Below are 14,452 nucleotides of genomic sequence, written 5' to 3'. Positions count from 1 at the left end.
TCATTTTTGGTAAACCGCACCAGCCTGCAAAACGTACACCCAGCTCTTGCGGCTGGCTGTGGGACTTGGCGAGAAAATCATCTGCCGCGTCGGGCGGATCTGACCGGTTGAACAGGTCGATGCGCAAAGGTGGGGCGCAGCATACTGATATTCGAGGAGAATTCCCAGCGCGAAGAGCTGTTGGCGGGCAGAAAACCCAGGTGTTTGGCGTTTGAGGGAGGGGCAATATTCGGCAGGCATAAAAAAGCCCCGGATGACCGGGGCTTTTTCTTGAGGCTTGTCGCTGGATGCGTGCAGCTGCTTTTTAGCCTTTGTAGGCGGCAACCGACTTCGTGATCGCGGCGCGGGCGGCGTCTGCGCCGTCCCAGCCTTCGATCTTCACCCACTTGCCTTTTTCGAGATCCTTGTAGTTCGCGAAGAAGTGCTCGATCTGCTGAATCAGCAGTGCTGGCAGGTCGGTGTATTCCTTCACGTCGACATACAGCTGGGACAGCTTGTCGTGAGGAACAGCGATGACTTTGGCATCGCCGCCGCCGTCGTCGGTCATGTTCAGGATGCCGACCGGACGGGCGCGGATCACCGAGCCTGGAGCAACCGGGTAAGGAGTGACTACCAGTACGTCGAGGGGGTCACCGTCGTCGGCCAGGGTGTTCGGGATGTAGCCGTAGTTGGCCGGGTAGAACATCGGGGTGGCCATGAAACGGTCAACGAACAGGCAATCGCTGTCTTTGTCGATTTCGTATTTGATCGGCGCGTGGTTGGCCGGAATCTCGATTGCGACGTAGATGTCGTTCGGCAGGTCTTTGCCAGCCGGAATCTTGCTGTAGCTCATTGGGCGATGCCCCCGTTAGTTGACCAAAATGTCTTGGCCGGATTGACCAAAAAGTGGCGGCGATTATAGGCATATTCCAAGGGCTATGCCACGTACCGAAGGACGTATGGACGCCTTGGGCCAAACGCCGAAAACCCTGCGCAGGAGCGGCTCGCGACGCTCGATTGCTTGCGAAAAGAAGAGTCGCTGCGGCGCGTTTAGTTCAGCGGCACTCGTCAGGGCCGGCGATTATTTCGCCAGCAGACTGGCTCTGGTGGACACCTCAGTGTTGCTGGTAGTGCGGGTCGCTGGCCTGCAGTTGCTGGAGCCGGGCCAGGGGATTCTGCCGGTAAAACAGCTGCAGTTGCTCGTAGACCTTCGGATAGGCCTCGTGGAGCAGGTCCGGGGCGCTGAAGAAGTATTCGCTGGTGACGGCGAAGAACTCCGCGGGGTTTTCCGCGGCGTAAGGATCGATGGCGGTTTCGGCGTCCGGGTTGTGGTCGAGCTGGCGATTGAGGTCGTCGTAGGCCGCCTGCATTACCTGGGCCCAGTCGCTGATGCGCATGTCGCTGTGCAGCGGCGGCAGGCCGTTGGCATCGCCGTTGAGCATGTCCAGCTTGTGCGCCAGCTCGTGGATCACCAGGTTGTAGGCTTCCCAGCCGCCGCTGGCGAGCACGCCGGGCCAGGCCAGGATGATCGGGCCCTGTTGCCAGGCTTCACCGCTGTGTTCGCCGTCCCATTCATGTTCGACGCCGCTGGCATCGCGATGGCGCTGGGGGCTGAGGAAGTCGTCGGGGTAGAGGACGATTTCGTGAAAGCCCTGGTACCAGTTCAAATCCCCCAGGTGCAGCAGCGGCAACTGGGCCTGGGCGGCCAGCAGCAGGCGCTCGAACTGGTGCAGCTCGACCCCGGGCAGGGCGCTCAGGTGCTTGTCGGCGAGAAACAGGACACTGGTTTCCCGCAGCCATTGGTCCTCGGCAGCGCTCAGGCCATCGAGAAAGGGCAGGTGCTGGCGCACCCGTTGCCACATTTCATCGGCAATCGGGTGCTTGGCCAGCCGACGCCGGCGGCGCCAGGTGCTGAGGGGCCACATACCGATCAGTGGCTTTCGGCCTTTGCTGCCGAGCGGCCCAGGCGGCTGCGCACCACGCCGATGATCATCGGCACCAGCGACAGCAGGATGATGCCCACCACCAGCAGCGACAGGTTTTTCTTGATGAACGGTACGTTGCCGAAGAAGTAGCCGAGGGTCACCAGGCCGCCGACCCAGAGGATGGTGCCGGCCACGCTGAAGGCGAAGAAACGCGGGTAAGGCATCTTGGCCACGCCGGCGACGAACGGGGCGAAGGTGCGGATGATCGGCAGGAAACGCGCCAGGGTCACGGTTTTGCCGCCGTGGCGGTCGTAGAAGTCGTGGGTCTTTTGCAGGTAGTCGCGGCGGAAGATCTTCGAGTTCGGGTTGCTGAACAAACGCTCGCCGACCGTTCGGCCGATGATGTAGTTGGTGCTGTCGCCGAGGATAGCCGCCAGCATCAGCAGGCCGCCGAGCAGCACCGGGTCCATGGCGCCACCGGCGGCGACCGCGCCGGCGATGAACAGCAGGGAGTCGCCAGGCAGGAACGGCGTCACCACCAGGCCGGTTTCACAGAAAATCACCAGGAACAGGATGGCGTAGATCCATGGCCCGTAGTTGGTCACCAACATGTCGAGGTAAACGTCGAGATGGAGGATGAGGTCGATCGGGTTGAAATCCATTGAGGCACCTGTGGTGACGGCCCGACTCGGCGGGTCTGTGCAATGACTGGGGCAAAAACTTACAGCTGGCGCAGATTCATCTTACGCCCCGAAAAGGTCGGCATTATAAGACCTGATAGGTGAAATGGGCGTTGAGTTTGTAGCGGGGAGTGTCTTGGCGGCGCTGACTGGCCAGAGGCGAAAGAGCATGGCCTTCGACAGCGTCTTGGCAGGCGCTGTCGAAGGGGGGATGGGGGTGTTCCAGATGGGGGCTTAGTCGTCGCTGATCGGCAATATGTAGTTCTTGAACTCGGTATCTTCGCGAAAACCGATGGATTCATAGGTTTTCTGCGCCACTTCGTTATCACTGCTGGTGGAAACACGCATGCGCACGGCATGGGTGTCCTTGGCCATTTTCTTCGCGGTGCGGATCAGGTTGTCGGCCACCAGCTGGCGGCGAGCGTCTTCGGCGACATAGATGTCGTTGAGGATCCATACGCGCTTGAGGGACAGGGAGGAGAAGCTGGGGTAGAGCTGGCAGAAACCGAGGAGTTTCTTGTCGTCATCGTCGGGCAGGGCCAGGTAGATCACCGACTCCTTGCGGCGCAGGCGCTTTTCCAGGAAGGCCCGGGACGAGTCCGGAAACGGCAGGGCGCCATAGAACTCGCGGTATTTGACGAACAGGGGGGTCAACAGATCCAGGTGTTCGAGGGTCGCTTGAGTAATCCGCATGAGTTGTCCTCAACTTCGAATGGATACGACGGCAAACGGTTCATTACTCGGGCAGCCGTGTTTCGATGCTGCCTAAAGCGTGGAAAAAGCGCAATCGTCTCGAAAAGTCACGGCTTTGCAGGCCCCAGCAGGAAATTGCCCTTGAGGGTGTCGGGCGCGTCGCTGTCCAGGGTGTTCACCTGGGCCTCGTCTTTCAGGTTGACCCCCGAGAGCTGCCGCCTGCAGGCCTCGCGCATCAGGTACAGCAAACGGTGGGCCGCCATGCCGTAGCTCAGGCCTTCCAGGCGCACGTTGGAGATGCAGTTGCGATAGGCATCGGTGAGCCCGACCTTCGGGTTGTAGGTGAAATACAGCCCCAGGCTGTCCGGTGAGCTGAGCCCCGGGCGTTCGCCGATCAGGATCACGGTCATTTTCGCGCCGAGCAGCTCGCCGATTTCGTCGGCCACCGCCACCCGGCCCTGTTCCACCAGGATGACCGGTGACAGCGACCAGCCCTCGGCCTCGGTCTGCTCTTCAAAACGGGCGAGAAACGGCAGGGTATGGCGATGCACTGCCAGTGCCGACAGACCGTCTGCTACCACCACCGCCAGATCCACCCCGCCCGGGTTGGCGCAGGCGTGCTCGCGCAGGGCCTGGGCCGACGCATCGCTGAGCTTGCGCCCCAGGTCCGGGCGTTGCAGGTAGCTGTGGCGATCGCTGGCGGCGCTGTGCAGCAGCAGGCTGCCGCGGCCGCGTTCGGCCAGTTGGCTGCTCAGCCCGGCATGGTCGAAGGGCAGGTGCACCGCATCGCGGGCCTGGGCGTGGGCGAACTGGAAGTCCAGCTGGGCGCCGGTGGGCAGGCTGGTGCCGGTGCGGCCCAGGGCGATGCGCGCCGGGGTCAGGCGGCGCAGCTCCAGCCAGGGGTTCTGGCTGTCGGTCGGGTGTTTGTCCATAAGCCTGTCCTTACTGAAGCTGTGCCAGCGCCTGGCGGAAGGCCGGCGGCAGGTTGTGGCCGAACTGCACCTTGCCGTCGGGCTGGGTGAAGATGCCGGTTTTCGCCAGCCACTGCTCGAACTCCGGCGCCGGTTTCAGGCCCAGGGTCTGGCGGGCGTAGAGCGCGTCGTGAAAGGAGGTGGTCTGGTAATTGAGCATGATGTCGTCGGAGCCGGGGATGCCCATGATGAAGTTGATCCCGGCCACGCCCAGCAGGGTCAACAGGGTGTCCATGTCGTCCTGGTCGGCTTCGGCGTGGTTGGTGTAGCAGATGTCGCAACCCATGGGCACGCCCAGCAGCTTGCCGCAGAAGTGGTCTTCCAGGCCGGCGCGGATGATCTGCTTGCCGTTGTACAGGTACTCCGGGCCGATGAAGCCGACCACGGTGTTCACCAGGAACGGCTTGAAGTGCCGGGCCACCGCATAGGCGCGGGTTTCGCAGGTCTGCTGGTCGACGCCGAAGTGGGCGTTGGCCGACAGTGCGCTGCCCTGGCCGGTTTCGAAATACATCAGGTTCTGCCCCAGGGTGCCGCGCTTGAGGCTCAGGCCAGCCTCGTAGCCTTCCTGCAAGACATTGAGGTTGATGCCGAAACTGGCGTTGGCCGCCTCGGTGCCGGCGATCGACTGGAACACCAGGTCCAGCGGCACGCCACGGTTGATCGCCTCGATGGAGGTGGTGACGTGGGTCAGCACGCAGGCCTGGGTGGGGATTTCATAACGCTGGATGATCGCGTCGAGCATTTCCAGCAGGGCGCAGATCGAGGCGATGCTGTCGGTGGCCGGGTTGATGCCGATCATGGCGTCGCCGTTGCCGTAGAGCAGGCCGTCGAGAATGCTCGCGGCGATGCCGGCCGGTTCGTCGGTCGGGTGGTTGGGTTGCAGGCGCGTCGACAGCCGCCCGCGCAGTCCCAGGGTGCCGCGGAACCGGGTGACCACGCGGATCTTCTGCGCCACCAGCACCAGGTCCTGGACGCGCATGATCTTCGACACGGCGGCGGCCATTTCCGGGGTCAGCCCGGGGGCCAGGGCACGCAGGCTCTGTTCGTTGGCGGCGTCGCTGAGCAGCCAGTCGCGGAAACCGCCGACCGTGAGGTGGCTGACGGTGGCGAAGGCGGCCTTGTCGTGGGTGTCGATGATCAACCGGGTGACTTCATCGGTTTCGTAGGGAATCAGTGCTTCTTCGAGGAAATGCTTGAGCGGAATGTCCGCCAGGGTCATTTGCGCGGCGACCCGCTCGCCGTCGTTGAGGGCGGCGACGCCGGCCAGGAAGTCCCCGGAGCGTGCCGGGCTGGCCTTGGCCATGACGTCCTTGAGGCTGTCGAAGCGGTAGGTCTGGGCGCCGACGGTGTGGGCGAAACTTGCCATACAGGTTCTCCGTGACGACGCAGGGAACCAACCCTGCGTCGAGGTTTTCGGCGGTTAGTGCAAGGCTTCTTCAGCTTTCTGAATGGCCGCGAATTCTTCTTCGGGCGTGCCTGCTACCAAGTGATGCCGACTGTAGAAAGCAAAGTAAGCAATTAATACTCCATAGATGATCGCGGCGCCAATGACCACCCGCGGATCCACCAGGAAGCCCGCCACCACGGCGATGCAGGCCAGTACCAGGGCCACGCCGGAGGTGAAGATACCGCCCGGGGTGCGGTACGGACGATCCATTTTGGGGCGACGGATGCGCAGGGTGATGTGCGCGGCCATCATCAGCACGTAGGAGATGGTCGCGCCGAACACCGCCACCAGGATCAGCAGGTCGCCCTGGCCGGTCAGCGACAGGCCGAAACCGATGATCCCGGGGATCACCAGCGCCAGGACCGGCGCCTTGCTCTTGTTGGTTTCCGACAGCTTGCGCGGCAGGTAGCCGGCGCGGGACAGGGCGAAAATCTGCCGCGAGTAGGCGTAGATGATCGAGAAGAAACTGGCGATCAAGCCGGCCAGGCCCACCAGGTTGACGAAGCTGCCCATCCAGGTCGAACCGCCGTAGGCCTTGGCCAGGGCTTCCACCAGCGGGTTGCCCGAGGTCAGCAGGGCGTTGGCCCCCGCGCCGCCCGGGCCGATCACCAGGATCAGCAGGGCGAAGCTCAGCAGCACCAGCATGGCGCCGATCAGGCCGCGCGGCAGGTCGCGTTTGGGGTTCTTGGTTTCTTCCGCGGCCAGCGGTACGCCTTCGACCGCCAGGAAGAACCAGATAGCGTAGGGAATCGCCGCCCACACACCGACATAACCGAACGGCAGGAAGCTGCTGGCGCCCACGGCCTCGGTGACCGGGATGTCCAGCAGGTTGGCGACGGAGAAGTGCGGCACCATCGCCACCAGGAACACGCCCAGGGCCAGGGCGGCGACTGCGGTGATGATGAACATCAGCTTCAGCGCCTCGCCGACCCCGAAGATGTGGATGGCGATGAACACGATGTAGAACACCAGGTAGATCATCCAGCCGCCGATCCCGAACAGCGACTGGCAATAGGCGCCGATAAACACCGCGATTGCCGCCGGGGCGATGGCGTATTCGATGAGGATCGCGGTCCCGGTGAGAAAGCCGCCCCAGGGGCCGAAGGCACTGCGGGCAAAACCGTAGCCGCCGCCGGCGGTAGGGATCATCGAGGACAGTTCGGCCAGGGAAAAGCACATGCACAGGTACATGGTGGCCATCAGCAAGGTGGCGAGGAACATGCCGCCCCAGCCGCCCTGGGCCAGGCCGAAGTTCCAGCCGGCATAGTCGCCGGAGATGACGTAGGCCACACCCAGGCCCACCAGCAGGACCCAGCCTGCCGCGCCTTTTTTCAGTTCGCGTTGTTGGAAATAGTCGGAGCCGACTTTTTCAAAGTCGACCGAAGAGCCAGCCGGCTGCACGCCGGTATGTTCGCTAGGCATAAGGGTTCACCTGTTCTTATTGTTGTGCCCGGTCGGCAGACCGGATCGGTGTTGCAAGGCGATGGTGTGTTTTGCCTTGAGGCCGTCATCGCAAGCGTGTTCGCGACCGGCCCCCAAGGGTGAAGCCGCACTGGCGGCTCCACCCTTGTCCCTGGCTTGATTGGCTTTAGAAGAAGCCCAGCGGATTGATGTCGTAGCTCACCAGCAGGTTTTTGGTCTGCTGGTAGTGGTCGAGCATCATCTTGTGGGTTTCACGGCCGACGCCGGACTTCTTGTAACCGCCGAACGCCGCGTGGGCGGGGTACAGGTGGTAGCAGTTGGTCCACACACGACCGGCCTTGATCGCCCGGCCCATGCGGTAGGCGCGGTTGATGTCGCGGGTCCAGAGGCCGGCGCCGAGGCCGAACTCGGTGTCGTTGGCGATGGCCAGGGCTTCGGCTTCGTCCTTGAAGGTGGTGATGCTCACCACCGGGCCGAAGATTTCTTCCTGGAACACGCGCATCTTGTTGTTGCCCTTGAGCAGGGTCGGCTGGATGTAATAACCGCTGGCCAGGTTGCCCTCGAGTTTTTCCACCTTGCCGCCGGTCAGCAGCTGCGCGCCTTCGCCCTTGGCAATTTCCAGGTACGAGAGGATCTTGTCGAACTGCTGCTCGGATGCCTGGGCGCCGACCATGGTGTCGGTGTCCAGCGGGTCGCCGCGCTTGATCTGTTCGACCTTTTTCATCACCACTTGCATGAACTCGTCGTAGATCGACTCTTCCACCAGGGCGCGGGACGGGCAGGTGCAGACTTCGCCCTGGTTGAAGAACGCCAGCACCAGGCCTTCGGCGGCCTTTTCGATGAAGCTCGGCTCGGCCTGCATGATGTCGGCGAAGAAGATGTTCGGCGACTTGCCGCCCAGTTCCACGGTGGACGGGATGATGTTCTCGGCGGCGCATTTCATGATGTGCGAGCCCACCGGGGTTGAGCCGGTGAAGGCGATCTTGGCGATGCGTTTGCTGGTCGCCAGGGCTTCGCCCGCTTCCTTGCCGAAACCTTGCACTACGTTGAGCACGCCCGGCGGCAGCAGGTCGCCGATCAGCTCCATCAGCACGCAGATGCCCAGCGGGGTCTGCTCGGCCGGCTTGAGTACCACGCAGTTACCGGCGGCCAGGGCGGGCGCGAGTTTCCAGGCGGCCATCAGCAGCGGGAAGTTCCACGGGATGATCTGCCCGACCACGCCCAGCGGTTCGTGAATGTGATAGGCCACGGTGTTGCCGTCGATTTCCGCGGCGCTGCCTTCCTGGGCCCGCAGGCAGCCAGCGAAGTAACGGAAGTGGTCGGCGGCCAGGGGGATGTCGGCGTTGAGGGTTTCGCGCACGGCCTTGCCGTTGTCCCAGGTTTCGGTGATGGCCAGCAGTTCGAGGTTCTGCTCGATGCGGTCGGCGATTTTCAGCAGGATCAGCGAGCGGGCCTGTGCCGAGGTGGCACCCCAGGCATCGGCGGCGGCATGGGCGGCGTCCAGGGCTTTCTCGATGTCTTCGGCGGTGGAGCGCGGGAATTCGGCGATCGGTTGGCCGTTTACTGGCGAGGTATTGGTGAAGTACTGACCTTTGACAGGCGCGACGAATTCGCCGCCGATGTAGTTACCGTATTTGCTCTTGAACGAAACGATAGCGCCTTCAGTACCGGGGTGTGCATAACGCATGGTGGGTATCTCCTGGCTTTTGTGCTTATTGGGAGGACGCGCTGTTGCGCTTGTAAAAGCGTAGAGCAAAGCCCGGGCCACTGCGTTGCAGGCCAGGTAAATCAAGGGTTTGCGAATGTTTCAGCGGCCCTGCGCCGAGTGTCTGTGGCAGTTGTGGCACAGGGCGGGTGACACTTTGTACCCTTTATGGCACAGCCCGTGACTCATTGGTCGAAGCGGCATTGCAATGCGTCCATGGCTGGAGGATGCTGGGCTTCGCCTTGATCTGAAGGGGTCGATGTAGCCGCTGCCGAAGGCTGCGATCGACCGCAAAGCGGGCGTCGTTCTGGCAACCGCTAAAGGCCCTGCGGACCTTATCGCAGCCTTCGGCAGCGGCTACAGGGTTCGCTTGACGAGCGATCCGGGTCTTACCTCTCGGGGAGAACAATAAGAAATGCACAGCAATCACCTCACCCGGCACGCCCAGCAAGTGCTGACCGTGACCCAAGGCAAGGCCCATCTGCAGGGGCCTGGCAGCGATCCTTCCATCGCCCGTTCCTGGCTGCGTTGCCTGGAGGACTATCACCTCGACCCGGCGCTGAGCATGGCGCCTACCGTGCTCGAACATGGCCGCCTGCTGGAAAGCCGCGAACGCCTGCAGCAGGTGCTGCAGATCGCTGGCAACGAGATGACCAGCCTGCACCAGCAATTATCCGGCGCTGGCCATGCGGTGCTGCTGACCGACGCCCGCGGGGTGATCCTCAACTGCGTCACCGCGCCCACCGAGCGCAAGATTTTCGAACGCGCCGGGCTCTGGCTCGGCGCCGACTGGAGCGAGGCTTGCGAGGGCACCAATGGCATCGGCACCTGCCTGGTGGAGCGCCAGTCCCTGACCATCCATCAGGACGAGCATTTCCGTGGCCGTCACACCGGCCTGACCTGCTCGGCCAGCCCGGTGTTCGACCCCCACGGCGAACTGCTGGCGGTGCTCGACGTTTCCTCGGCGCGCCCGGATGTGTCGCGGCAGAGCCAGTTCCACACCATGGCCCTGGTCAATCTCTCGGCGAAGATGATCGAGAGCTGCTATTTCCTGCGCTATTTCGACAATCAATGGTTGCTGCGTTTTCACCTGCAGGCCGAGTCCGTCGGCTTGTTCAGCGAAGGCCTGCTGGCGTTCGACGGGGAAGGGCGGATCAGCGCGGTGAACCAGAGCGCCTTGAACCTGCTGGGGCATATTCGCGGTGGCTTGCTGGGCAAACCGGTGGAAGCCTTTTTCGACTGCTCGCTGGACGAGTTGCTGGGCCGCGCCAGTATCAATGCCAGCGCCAGCTGGCCGCTGCGTACCCGCGATGGCCGGCATCTGTTCGCGGTGTTGCGCGGCCAGCCGCGCAGCGTGCCGAAACCGTTGCCGCCGAGGGCGCTGGTGGAAGAGCGGCCGCGCCTGTCCGGGATCTGCCTGGGCGATGCGGCCCTGCAAGAAGACTTCCGCAAATCCTTGCGCGTGTTCGAGCGCGATGTGCCGCTGCTGATCAACGGCGAGACCGGCTCCGGCAAGGAGGCGTTCGCCAAGGCGGTGCACCAGGCCAGCCAGCGGGCGGAGAAAGCCTTCGTTGCCTTGAACTGCGCGGCGATTCCCGAAAGCCTGATCGAAAGCGAGCTGTTCGGTTATCGCGGCGGCAGCTTCACCGGGGCGCGCAAGGAAGGCATGCGCGGCAAGTTGCAGCAGGCCGATGGCGGCACGCTGTTCCTCGATGAAATCGGCGATATGCCGCTGGCCTTGCAGACCCGTCTGCTGCGGGTGCTGGAAGATCGCATGGTGGTGCCTATCGGCGGCGAGCCGCAGGCGGTCAACGTGCGCATCATCAGCGCCACCCACCGAGACCTGCTGGAGCGGGTACGGGATGGCAGCTTCCGCGAGGATCTGTACTACCGGCTCAATGGCCTGGAAATCGCCTTGCCGGCACTGCGCGAGCGCAGCGACAAATCCCAGCTGCTGGACTTTCTCCTGGCGGAGGAAGCCGGCGATCAGCAGGTGTCGCTCGACGGCCCGGCGCGCCAGGCCCTGCTGGACTTCCATTGGCCAGGCAATGTGCGGCAACTGCGCAACGTGTTGCGCACCCTGGCGGCGCTCTGCGACCACGGGCGAATCGGCCTGGAGGATATACCGGCGATGATTCGCCAGGGCCGCCCGGCGCCGGTGCCGGCAGCTGTCGAGGAGGCGGGCGAATACCCGCTGGACGATGCCGAACGCCTGGCCTTGCTCAACGCCCTGGAACAACAGCGCTGGCATATGACCCACACCGCCGAGCAGTTGGGGGTGAGCCGCAACACCCTCTATAGAAAGCTGCGCAAGCATGGGATCGCTCGCTAGGCCTGGCACCGTGTCATCGTTCATCGCGGGCAAGCCTCGCTCCTACAGAGCAATACGCATCTTCTGTAGGAGCAGCCGGTCGACGCTCGATTGCTCGCGACAGGCGGCGCAGCCGCCGATACACCGGTAACCGCGGTCCAAGCCCCCAACCGCGTTCGGGCGATTCCCCGGTAAAAGCCCCACAGAACTCGTCATAGCCTCCGGCAGTGACAACCGCGTGTTCCCCCATCAGCTAAAGAGTGCGATTTGCAGCCCTCTACGCTAACCTGCCTCGATGTTTTACGAGGCCTTCTATGCACATTCATATTCTCGGTATTTGCGGCACCTTCATGGGCTCGATGGCGGTTCTGGCCAAAGAGCTGGGCCATCATGTCACCGGCTCCGATGCCAACGTCTACCCGCCGATGAGCACCCAGCTCGAAGCCCAGGGCATCGAGTTGACCCAGGGCTACGACCCGGCCCAGCTTGACCCGGCGCCGGACCTGGTGGTGATCGGCAACGCCATGTCCCGCGGCAACCCGGCGGTGGAGTATGTGCTGAACAAGGGCCTGCCCTATGTTTCCGGCCCGCAATGGCTGGCCGACCATGTGCTGCAAGGCCGCTGGGTCCTGGCGGTCGCCGGCACCCACGGCAAGACCACCACCAGCAGCATGCTGGCCTGGGTGCTGGAGCATGCGGGCATGAGCCCTGGCTTCCTGATCGGCGGCGTGCCGCAGAACTTCTCGGTGTCGGCCCGCCTGGGTGGCACACCGTTCTTCGTGATCGAGGCCGATGAATACGACAGCGCCTTCTTCGACAAGCGCTCGAAGTTCGTGCACTACCGTCCGCGCACGGCGATCCTGAACAACCTCGAGTTCGATCACGCAGACATCTTCCCCGATCTGCCGGCTATCGAACGGCAGTTCCACCACCTGGTGCGGACCATCCCGAGCGAAGGCCTGGTCATCCACCCGGCCACCGAACCGGCCTTGTTGCGGGTGATCGACATGGGCTGCTGGACCCCGGTGCAAACCACCGGCGCGGGCGGCCAATGGCAGGTCAAGCTGCTCAGCGAAGACGGCTCGAAGTTCGAAGTGATGTTCGAGGGCGAGGCCCAAGGCGTGGTCGAGTGGGACCTGACCGGCCAGCACAACGTTGCCAACGCCCTGGCCACCCTGGCCGCGGCGCGCCATGTCGGTGTGGTGCCGGCCATGGGCATCGCTGCGCTGAGCGCATTCAAGAGCGTCAAGCGGCGGATGGAGAAGGTCGCTGAAGTCCATGGCATCACCATCTATGACGACTTCGCTCACCACCCGACCGCCATCGCCACTACTCTGGACGGCCTGCGCAAGCGCATCGGCGATGCGCCGTTGATTGCGATCATCGAGCCGCGCTCCAACTCCATGAAGCTCGGCGCTCACCGTGACGGGCTGCCGGAAAGCGTCAACCAGGCCGATCAAGTGGTCTGGTATTCGCCGGCCAACCTTGGCTGGGACCTGGGTGCCACCGCCGCGCAGTGCACCGTGCCATCGATTGTCAGCGATTCCCTGGAAGGCATCATCGAGCGGGTGAAGAGCCAGGCCAAGCCGGGCACTCACGTGGTGATCATGAGCAATGGCGGCTTCGGTGGCCTGCACGGCAAACTGGCCGAGGCACTGCGATGAACAACGGCCCGGAACGCATCACCCTGGCGATGACCGGCGCCTCGGGCGCCCAGTATGGCCTGCGCCTGCTGGATTGCCTGGTGCGCGAAGACCGTGAAGTGCACTTCCTGATCTCCAAGGCCGCGCAGTTGGTGATGGCGACCGAGACCGACGTGACCCTGCCGTCCAAGCCGCAGACCATGCAGGCCTTCCTCACCGAGTACACCGGTGCCGCTGCCGGGCAGATCCGCGTGTATGGCAAGGAAGACTGGATGTCGCCGGTGGCCTCGGGCTCCGGCTCGCCGGCGGCGATGGTGGTGGTGCCTTGCTCCACCGGCACCTTGTCGGCCATCGCCACGGGCGCCTGCAACAACCTGATCGAGCGGGCGGCGGACGTCACCCTGAAGGAGCGCCGCCAGTTGATCCTGGTGCCGCGCGAAGCGCCTTACTCGAGTATCCATCTGGAGAACATGCTCAAGCTGTCGAACATGGGCGTGACCATTCTGCCGGCCTCTCCGGGTTTCTATCACCAGCCGCAGACCATTGACGACCTGGTGGATTTTGTCGTGGCGCGGATTCTCAATCTGCTGAACATCCCGCAGGACATGTTGCCGCGGTGGGGCGAGCATCATCTGAGCAGCGATGAGTAAGTCGCTGCTGATCCTGCTGGTCGCCCTGCAGCTGGGCGGTTGCGCCACGGCGCGTACGCTGAACGCGGCCAAACCGGGGGCGCCGGTGGTGTATTCCGGGACGCGCCTGGATCTGTATGTGATGCAGGGCGGCTGTTGCCCGATGGATCGTTTCGGGGCTGAAGCGCCGAGCTATCCGGGTGTCGACCTGCCGGCCAGCGCCTTGCTCGACACGCTGCTGTTGCCGCTGTCGGTGCTGACGGTATTGGGGGTTGGGTTTCAGGCTACGGGCGGGTTGTAGTTCCTTCGCGGGCAAGTCGGATCGCCGCCCGCTCGCTCCTGTTTCTGTAGGAGCGAGGCGTGCCCGCGATGCTTTCTGATACTCGTTATTTACCCAGCTTGCGCAATTCGTCGGACTCAACGATCCGCACGCCATCCTGTTCTTCCAGTGCCAGGCGCCACATGGCCCGGGCCAGATGGCAGGCTTCGATGCCATGGTATTTGCCGGGAATCAGTTTGGACAGCGGCCCGGCCAGCTGTTCGGCGAGACGCGGCTCGAGGCGTTCGCCCAGCAGCAGCGATGGCCGGCAAATGGTCAGTTGCGGCCAGTCCTGGGCCTTCAGCGCCTGTTCCATTTCACCTTTGACCCGGTTGTAGAAGATCGAGGATTTCGCGTCCGCGCCCAGGGCGCTGATTACGACCAGGTGCCGCGCACCCATCTCCCGCGCGCGCTTGCCGAAGGCCGCCACCAGCTCCAGGTCGACGGCGCGGAACGCCTGTTCGGAGCCGGCTTTCTTGAGGGTGGTGCCCAGGCAGCAGAACGCCAGGTCCACCCGGCCGCTGAGTTGCGGCAGGAGTACCGCCGGGTCGCCGACCGGGTTTTGCAGGCGTGGGTGTTCGCTCAAGGGACGCCGGCTGGGCGCCAGTACGCGGGTTACCGTGGGTTCGTTGAGCAGGCGGTCGAGCAAGTGCTCGCCAGTCAGGCCGGTCGCGCCGGCGAGCAAGATATGCTGAGGCGTCAAGTACATAGTGTTTCCCCCTTGATAC

14 protein-coding genes are annotated in these 14,452 nt (G+C 63.6%); 4 read left to right on the top strand and 10 right to left on the bottom strand.

Going from position 1 to position 14,452, the window contains the following annotated elements; translation table 11 throughout:
* The 9 genes from PVZ80_RS10705 to exaC form a co-directional block, all read right to left on the bottom strand.
* Nucleotides 1–324, bottom strand: a complete 324-nt coding sequence (locus PVZ80_RS10705; RefSeq protein WP_273863877.1) for a hypothetical protein — start codon at nucleotides 322–324, stop codon at nucleotides 1–3.
* Nucleotides 305–832, bottom strand: coding sequence for an inorganic diphosphatase (gene ppa, locus PVZ80_RS10700; protein ID WP_007933577.1), 528 nt, complete (start codon nucleotides 830–832; stop codon nucleotides 305–307). Before ppa ends, PVZ80_RS10705 begins: the two co-directional genes overlap by 20 nt.
* A 262-nt stretch (nucleotides 833–1,094) precedes the next feature.
* Complete coding sequence (locus PVZ80_RS10695; protein ID WP_009051057.1) at nucleotides 1,095–1,904, bottom strand: zinc-dependent peptidase; 810 nt, start codon at nucleotides 1,902–1,904, stop codon at nucleotides 1,095–1,097.
* A gap of 5 nt (nucleotides 1,905–1,909) precedes the next feature.
* A complete protein-coding gene (locus PVZ80_RS10690) occupies nucleotides 1,910–2,566 on the bottom strand; it encodes a DedA family protein (protein ID WP_007924093.1) in 657 nt (218 codons plus the stop codon).
* A 252-nt stretch (nucleotides 2,567–2,818) separates the two neighbouring features.
* Nucleotides 2,819–3,277, bottom strand: coding sequence for a GNAT family N-acetyltransferase (locus tag PVZ80_RS10685; protein WP_009051056.1), 459 nt, complete (start codon nucleotides 3,275–3,277; stop codon nucleotides 2,819–2,821).
* A gap of 107 nt (nucleotides 3,278–3,384) precedes the next feature.
* The gene (gene eutC / locus PVZ80_RS10680; protein WP_009051055.1) at nucleotides 3,385–4,209 is read right to left on the bottom strand and encodes an ethanolamine ammonia-lyase subunit EutC; all 825 of its coding nucleotides are present in this window, start codon (nucleotides 4,207–4,209) and stop codon (nucleotides 3,385–3,387) included.
* A 10-nt stretch (nucleotides 4,210–4,219) separates the two neighbouring features.
* Complete coding sequence (locus PVZ80_RS10675) at nucleotides 4,220–5,614, bottom strand: ethanolamine ammonia-lyase subunit EutB (RefSeq protein ID WP_273863876.1); 1,395 nt, start codon at nucleotides 5,612–5,614, stop codon at nucleotides 4,220–4,222.
* A gap of 54 nt (nucleotides 5,615–5,668) precedes the next feature.
* Nucleotides 5,669–7,117, bottom strand: a complete 1,449-nt coding sequence (gene eat / locus PVZ80_RS10670; RefSeq protein ID WP_101283685.1) for an ethanolamine permease — start codon at nucleotides 7,115–7,117, stop codon at nucleotides 5,669–5,671.
* Between the two features lie 166 nt (nucleotides 7,118–7,283).
* The gene (exaC, locus tag PVZ80_RS10665; RefSeq protein WP_007924088.1) at nucleotides 7,284–8,804 is read right to left on the bottom strand and encodes an acetaldehyde dehydrogenase ExaC; all 1,521 of its coding nucleotides are present in this window, start codon (nucleotides 8,802–8,804) and stop codon (nucleotides 7,284–7,286) included.
* Nucleotides 8,805–9,237: 433 nt separating this feature from the next.
* Between exaC and PVZ80_RS10660 the strand changes: the two genes are divergently transcribed.
* From PVZ80_RS10660 to PVZ80_RS10645, 4 genes are all read left to right on the top strand, one after another.
* Nucleotides 9,238–11,154, top strand: a complete 1,917-nt coding sequence (locus PVZ80_RS10660; RefSeq protein WP_110175889.1) for a sigma-54-dependent Fis family transcriptional regulator — start codon at nucleotides 9,238–9,240, stop codon at nucleotides 11,152–11,154.
* 293 nt (nucleotides 11,155–11,447) lie between these two features.
* Complete coding sequence (gene mpl / locus PVZ80_RS10655) at nucleotides 11,448–12,797, top strand: UDP-N-acetylmuramate:L-alanyl-gamma-D-glutamyl-meso-diaminopimelate ligase (protein WP_273863875.1); 1,350 nt, start codon at nucleotides 11,448–11,450, stop codon at nucleotides 12,795–12,797.
* Nucleotides 12,794–13,426, top strand: coding sequence for a flavin prenyltransferase UbiX (ubiX, locus tag PVZ80_RS10650; protein WP_007927126.1), 633 nt, complete (start codon nucleotides 12,794–12,796; stop codon nucleotides 13,424–13,426). The genes mpl and ubiX overlap by 4 nt, the downstream gene beginning before the upstream one ends.
* A complete protein-coding gene (locus tag PVZ80_RS10645; RefSeq protein WP_009051050.1) occupies nucleotides 13,419–13,706 on the top strand; it encodes a YceK/YidQ family lipoprotein in 288 nt (95 codons plus the stop codon). Before ubiX ends, PVZ80_RS10645 begins: the two co-directional genes overlap by 8 nt.
* Before the next feature lie 85 nt (nucleotides 13,707–13,791).
* Here the strand turns inward: PVZ80_RS10645 and PVZ80_RS10640 are convergent, their stop codons facing one another.
* The gene (locus tag PVZ80_RS10640; protein WP_101283681.1) at nucleotides 13,792–14,433 is read right to left on the bottom strand and encodes an oxidoreductase; all 642 of its coding nucleotides are present in this window, start codon (nucleotides 14,431–14,433) and stop codon (nucleotides 13,792–13,794) included.
* Between the last annotated feature and the right edge of the window lie 19 nt (nucleotides 14,434–14,452).

This window comes from Pseudomonas sp. B3G-3 (assembly GCF_028640915.1).
Lineage (GTDB): Bacteria > Pseudomonadota > Gammaproteobacteria > Pseudomonadales > Pseudomonadaceae > Aquipseudomonas > Aquipseudomonas chlororaphis_I.
The sequence above is the reverse complement of the archived record's forward strand: the minus strand, read 5'-3'. Positions and strand labels throughout refer to the sequence as shown.

Coding starts and splice junctions, on each gene's coding strand:
- eat (WP_101283685.1), bottom strand. CDS start 7,117: ATGCCTAGCGAACATACCGGCGTGCAGCCGGCTGGCTCTTCGGTCGAC.
- PVZ80_RS10675 (WP_273863876.1), bottom strand. CDS start 5,614: ATGGCAAGTTTCGCCCACACCGTCGGCGCCCAGACCTACCGCTTCGAC.
- exaC (WP_007924088.1), bottom strand. CDS start 8,804: ATGCGTTATGCACACCCCGGTACTGAAGGCGCTATCGTTTCGTTCAAG.
- PVZ80_RS10660 (WP_110175889.1), top strand. CDS start 9,238: ATGCACAGCAATCACCTCACCCGGCACGCCCAGCAAGTGCTGACCGTG.
- PVZ80_RS10645 (WP_009051050.1), top strand. CDS start 13,419: ATGAGTAAGTCGCTGCTGATCCTGCTGGTCGCCCTGCAGCTGGGCGGT.
- PVZ80_RS10690 (WP_007924093.1), bottom strand. CDS start 2,566: ATGGATTTCAACCCGATCGACCTCATCCTCCATCTCGACGTTTACCTC.
- PVZ80_RS10640 (WP_101283681.1), bottom strand. CDS start 14,433: ATGTACTTGACGCCTCAGCATATCTTGCTCGCCGGCGCGACCGGCCTG.
- ppa (WP_007933577.1), bottom strand. CDS start 832: ATGAGCTACAGCAAGATTCCGGCTGGCAAAGACCTGCCGAACGACATC.
- PVZ80_RS10695 (WP_009051057.1), bottom strand. CDS start 1,904: ATGTGGCCCCTCAGCACCTGGCGCCGCCGGCGTCGGCTGGCCAAGCAC.
- mpl (WP_273863875.1), top strand. CDS start 11,448: ATGCACATTCATATTCTCGGTATTTGCGGCACCTTCATGGGCTCGATG.
- PVZ80_RS10685 (WP_009051056.1), bottom strand. CDS start 3,277: ATGCGGATTACTCAAGCGACCCTCGAACACCTGGATCTGTTGACCCCC.
- ubiX (WP_007927126.1), top strand. CDS start 12,794: ATGAACAACGGCCCGGAACGCATCACCCTGGCGATGACCGGCGCCTCG.
- eutC (WP_009051055.1), bottom strand. CDS start 4,209: ATGGACAAACACCCGACCGACAGCCAGAACCCCTGGCTGGAGCTGCGC.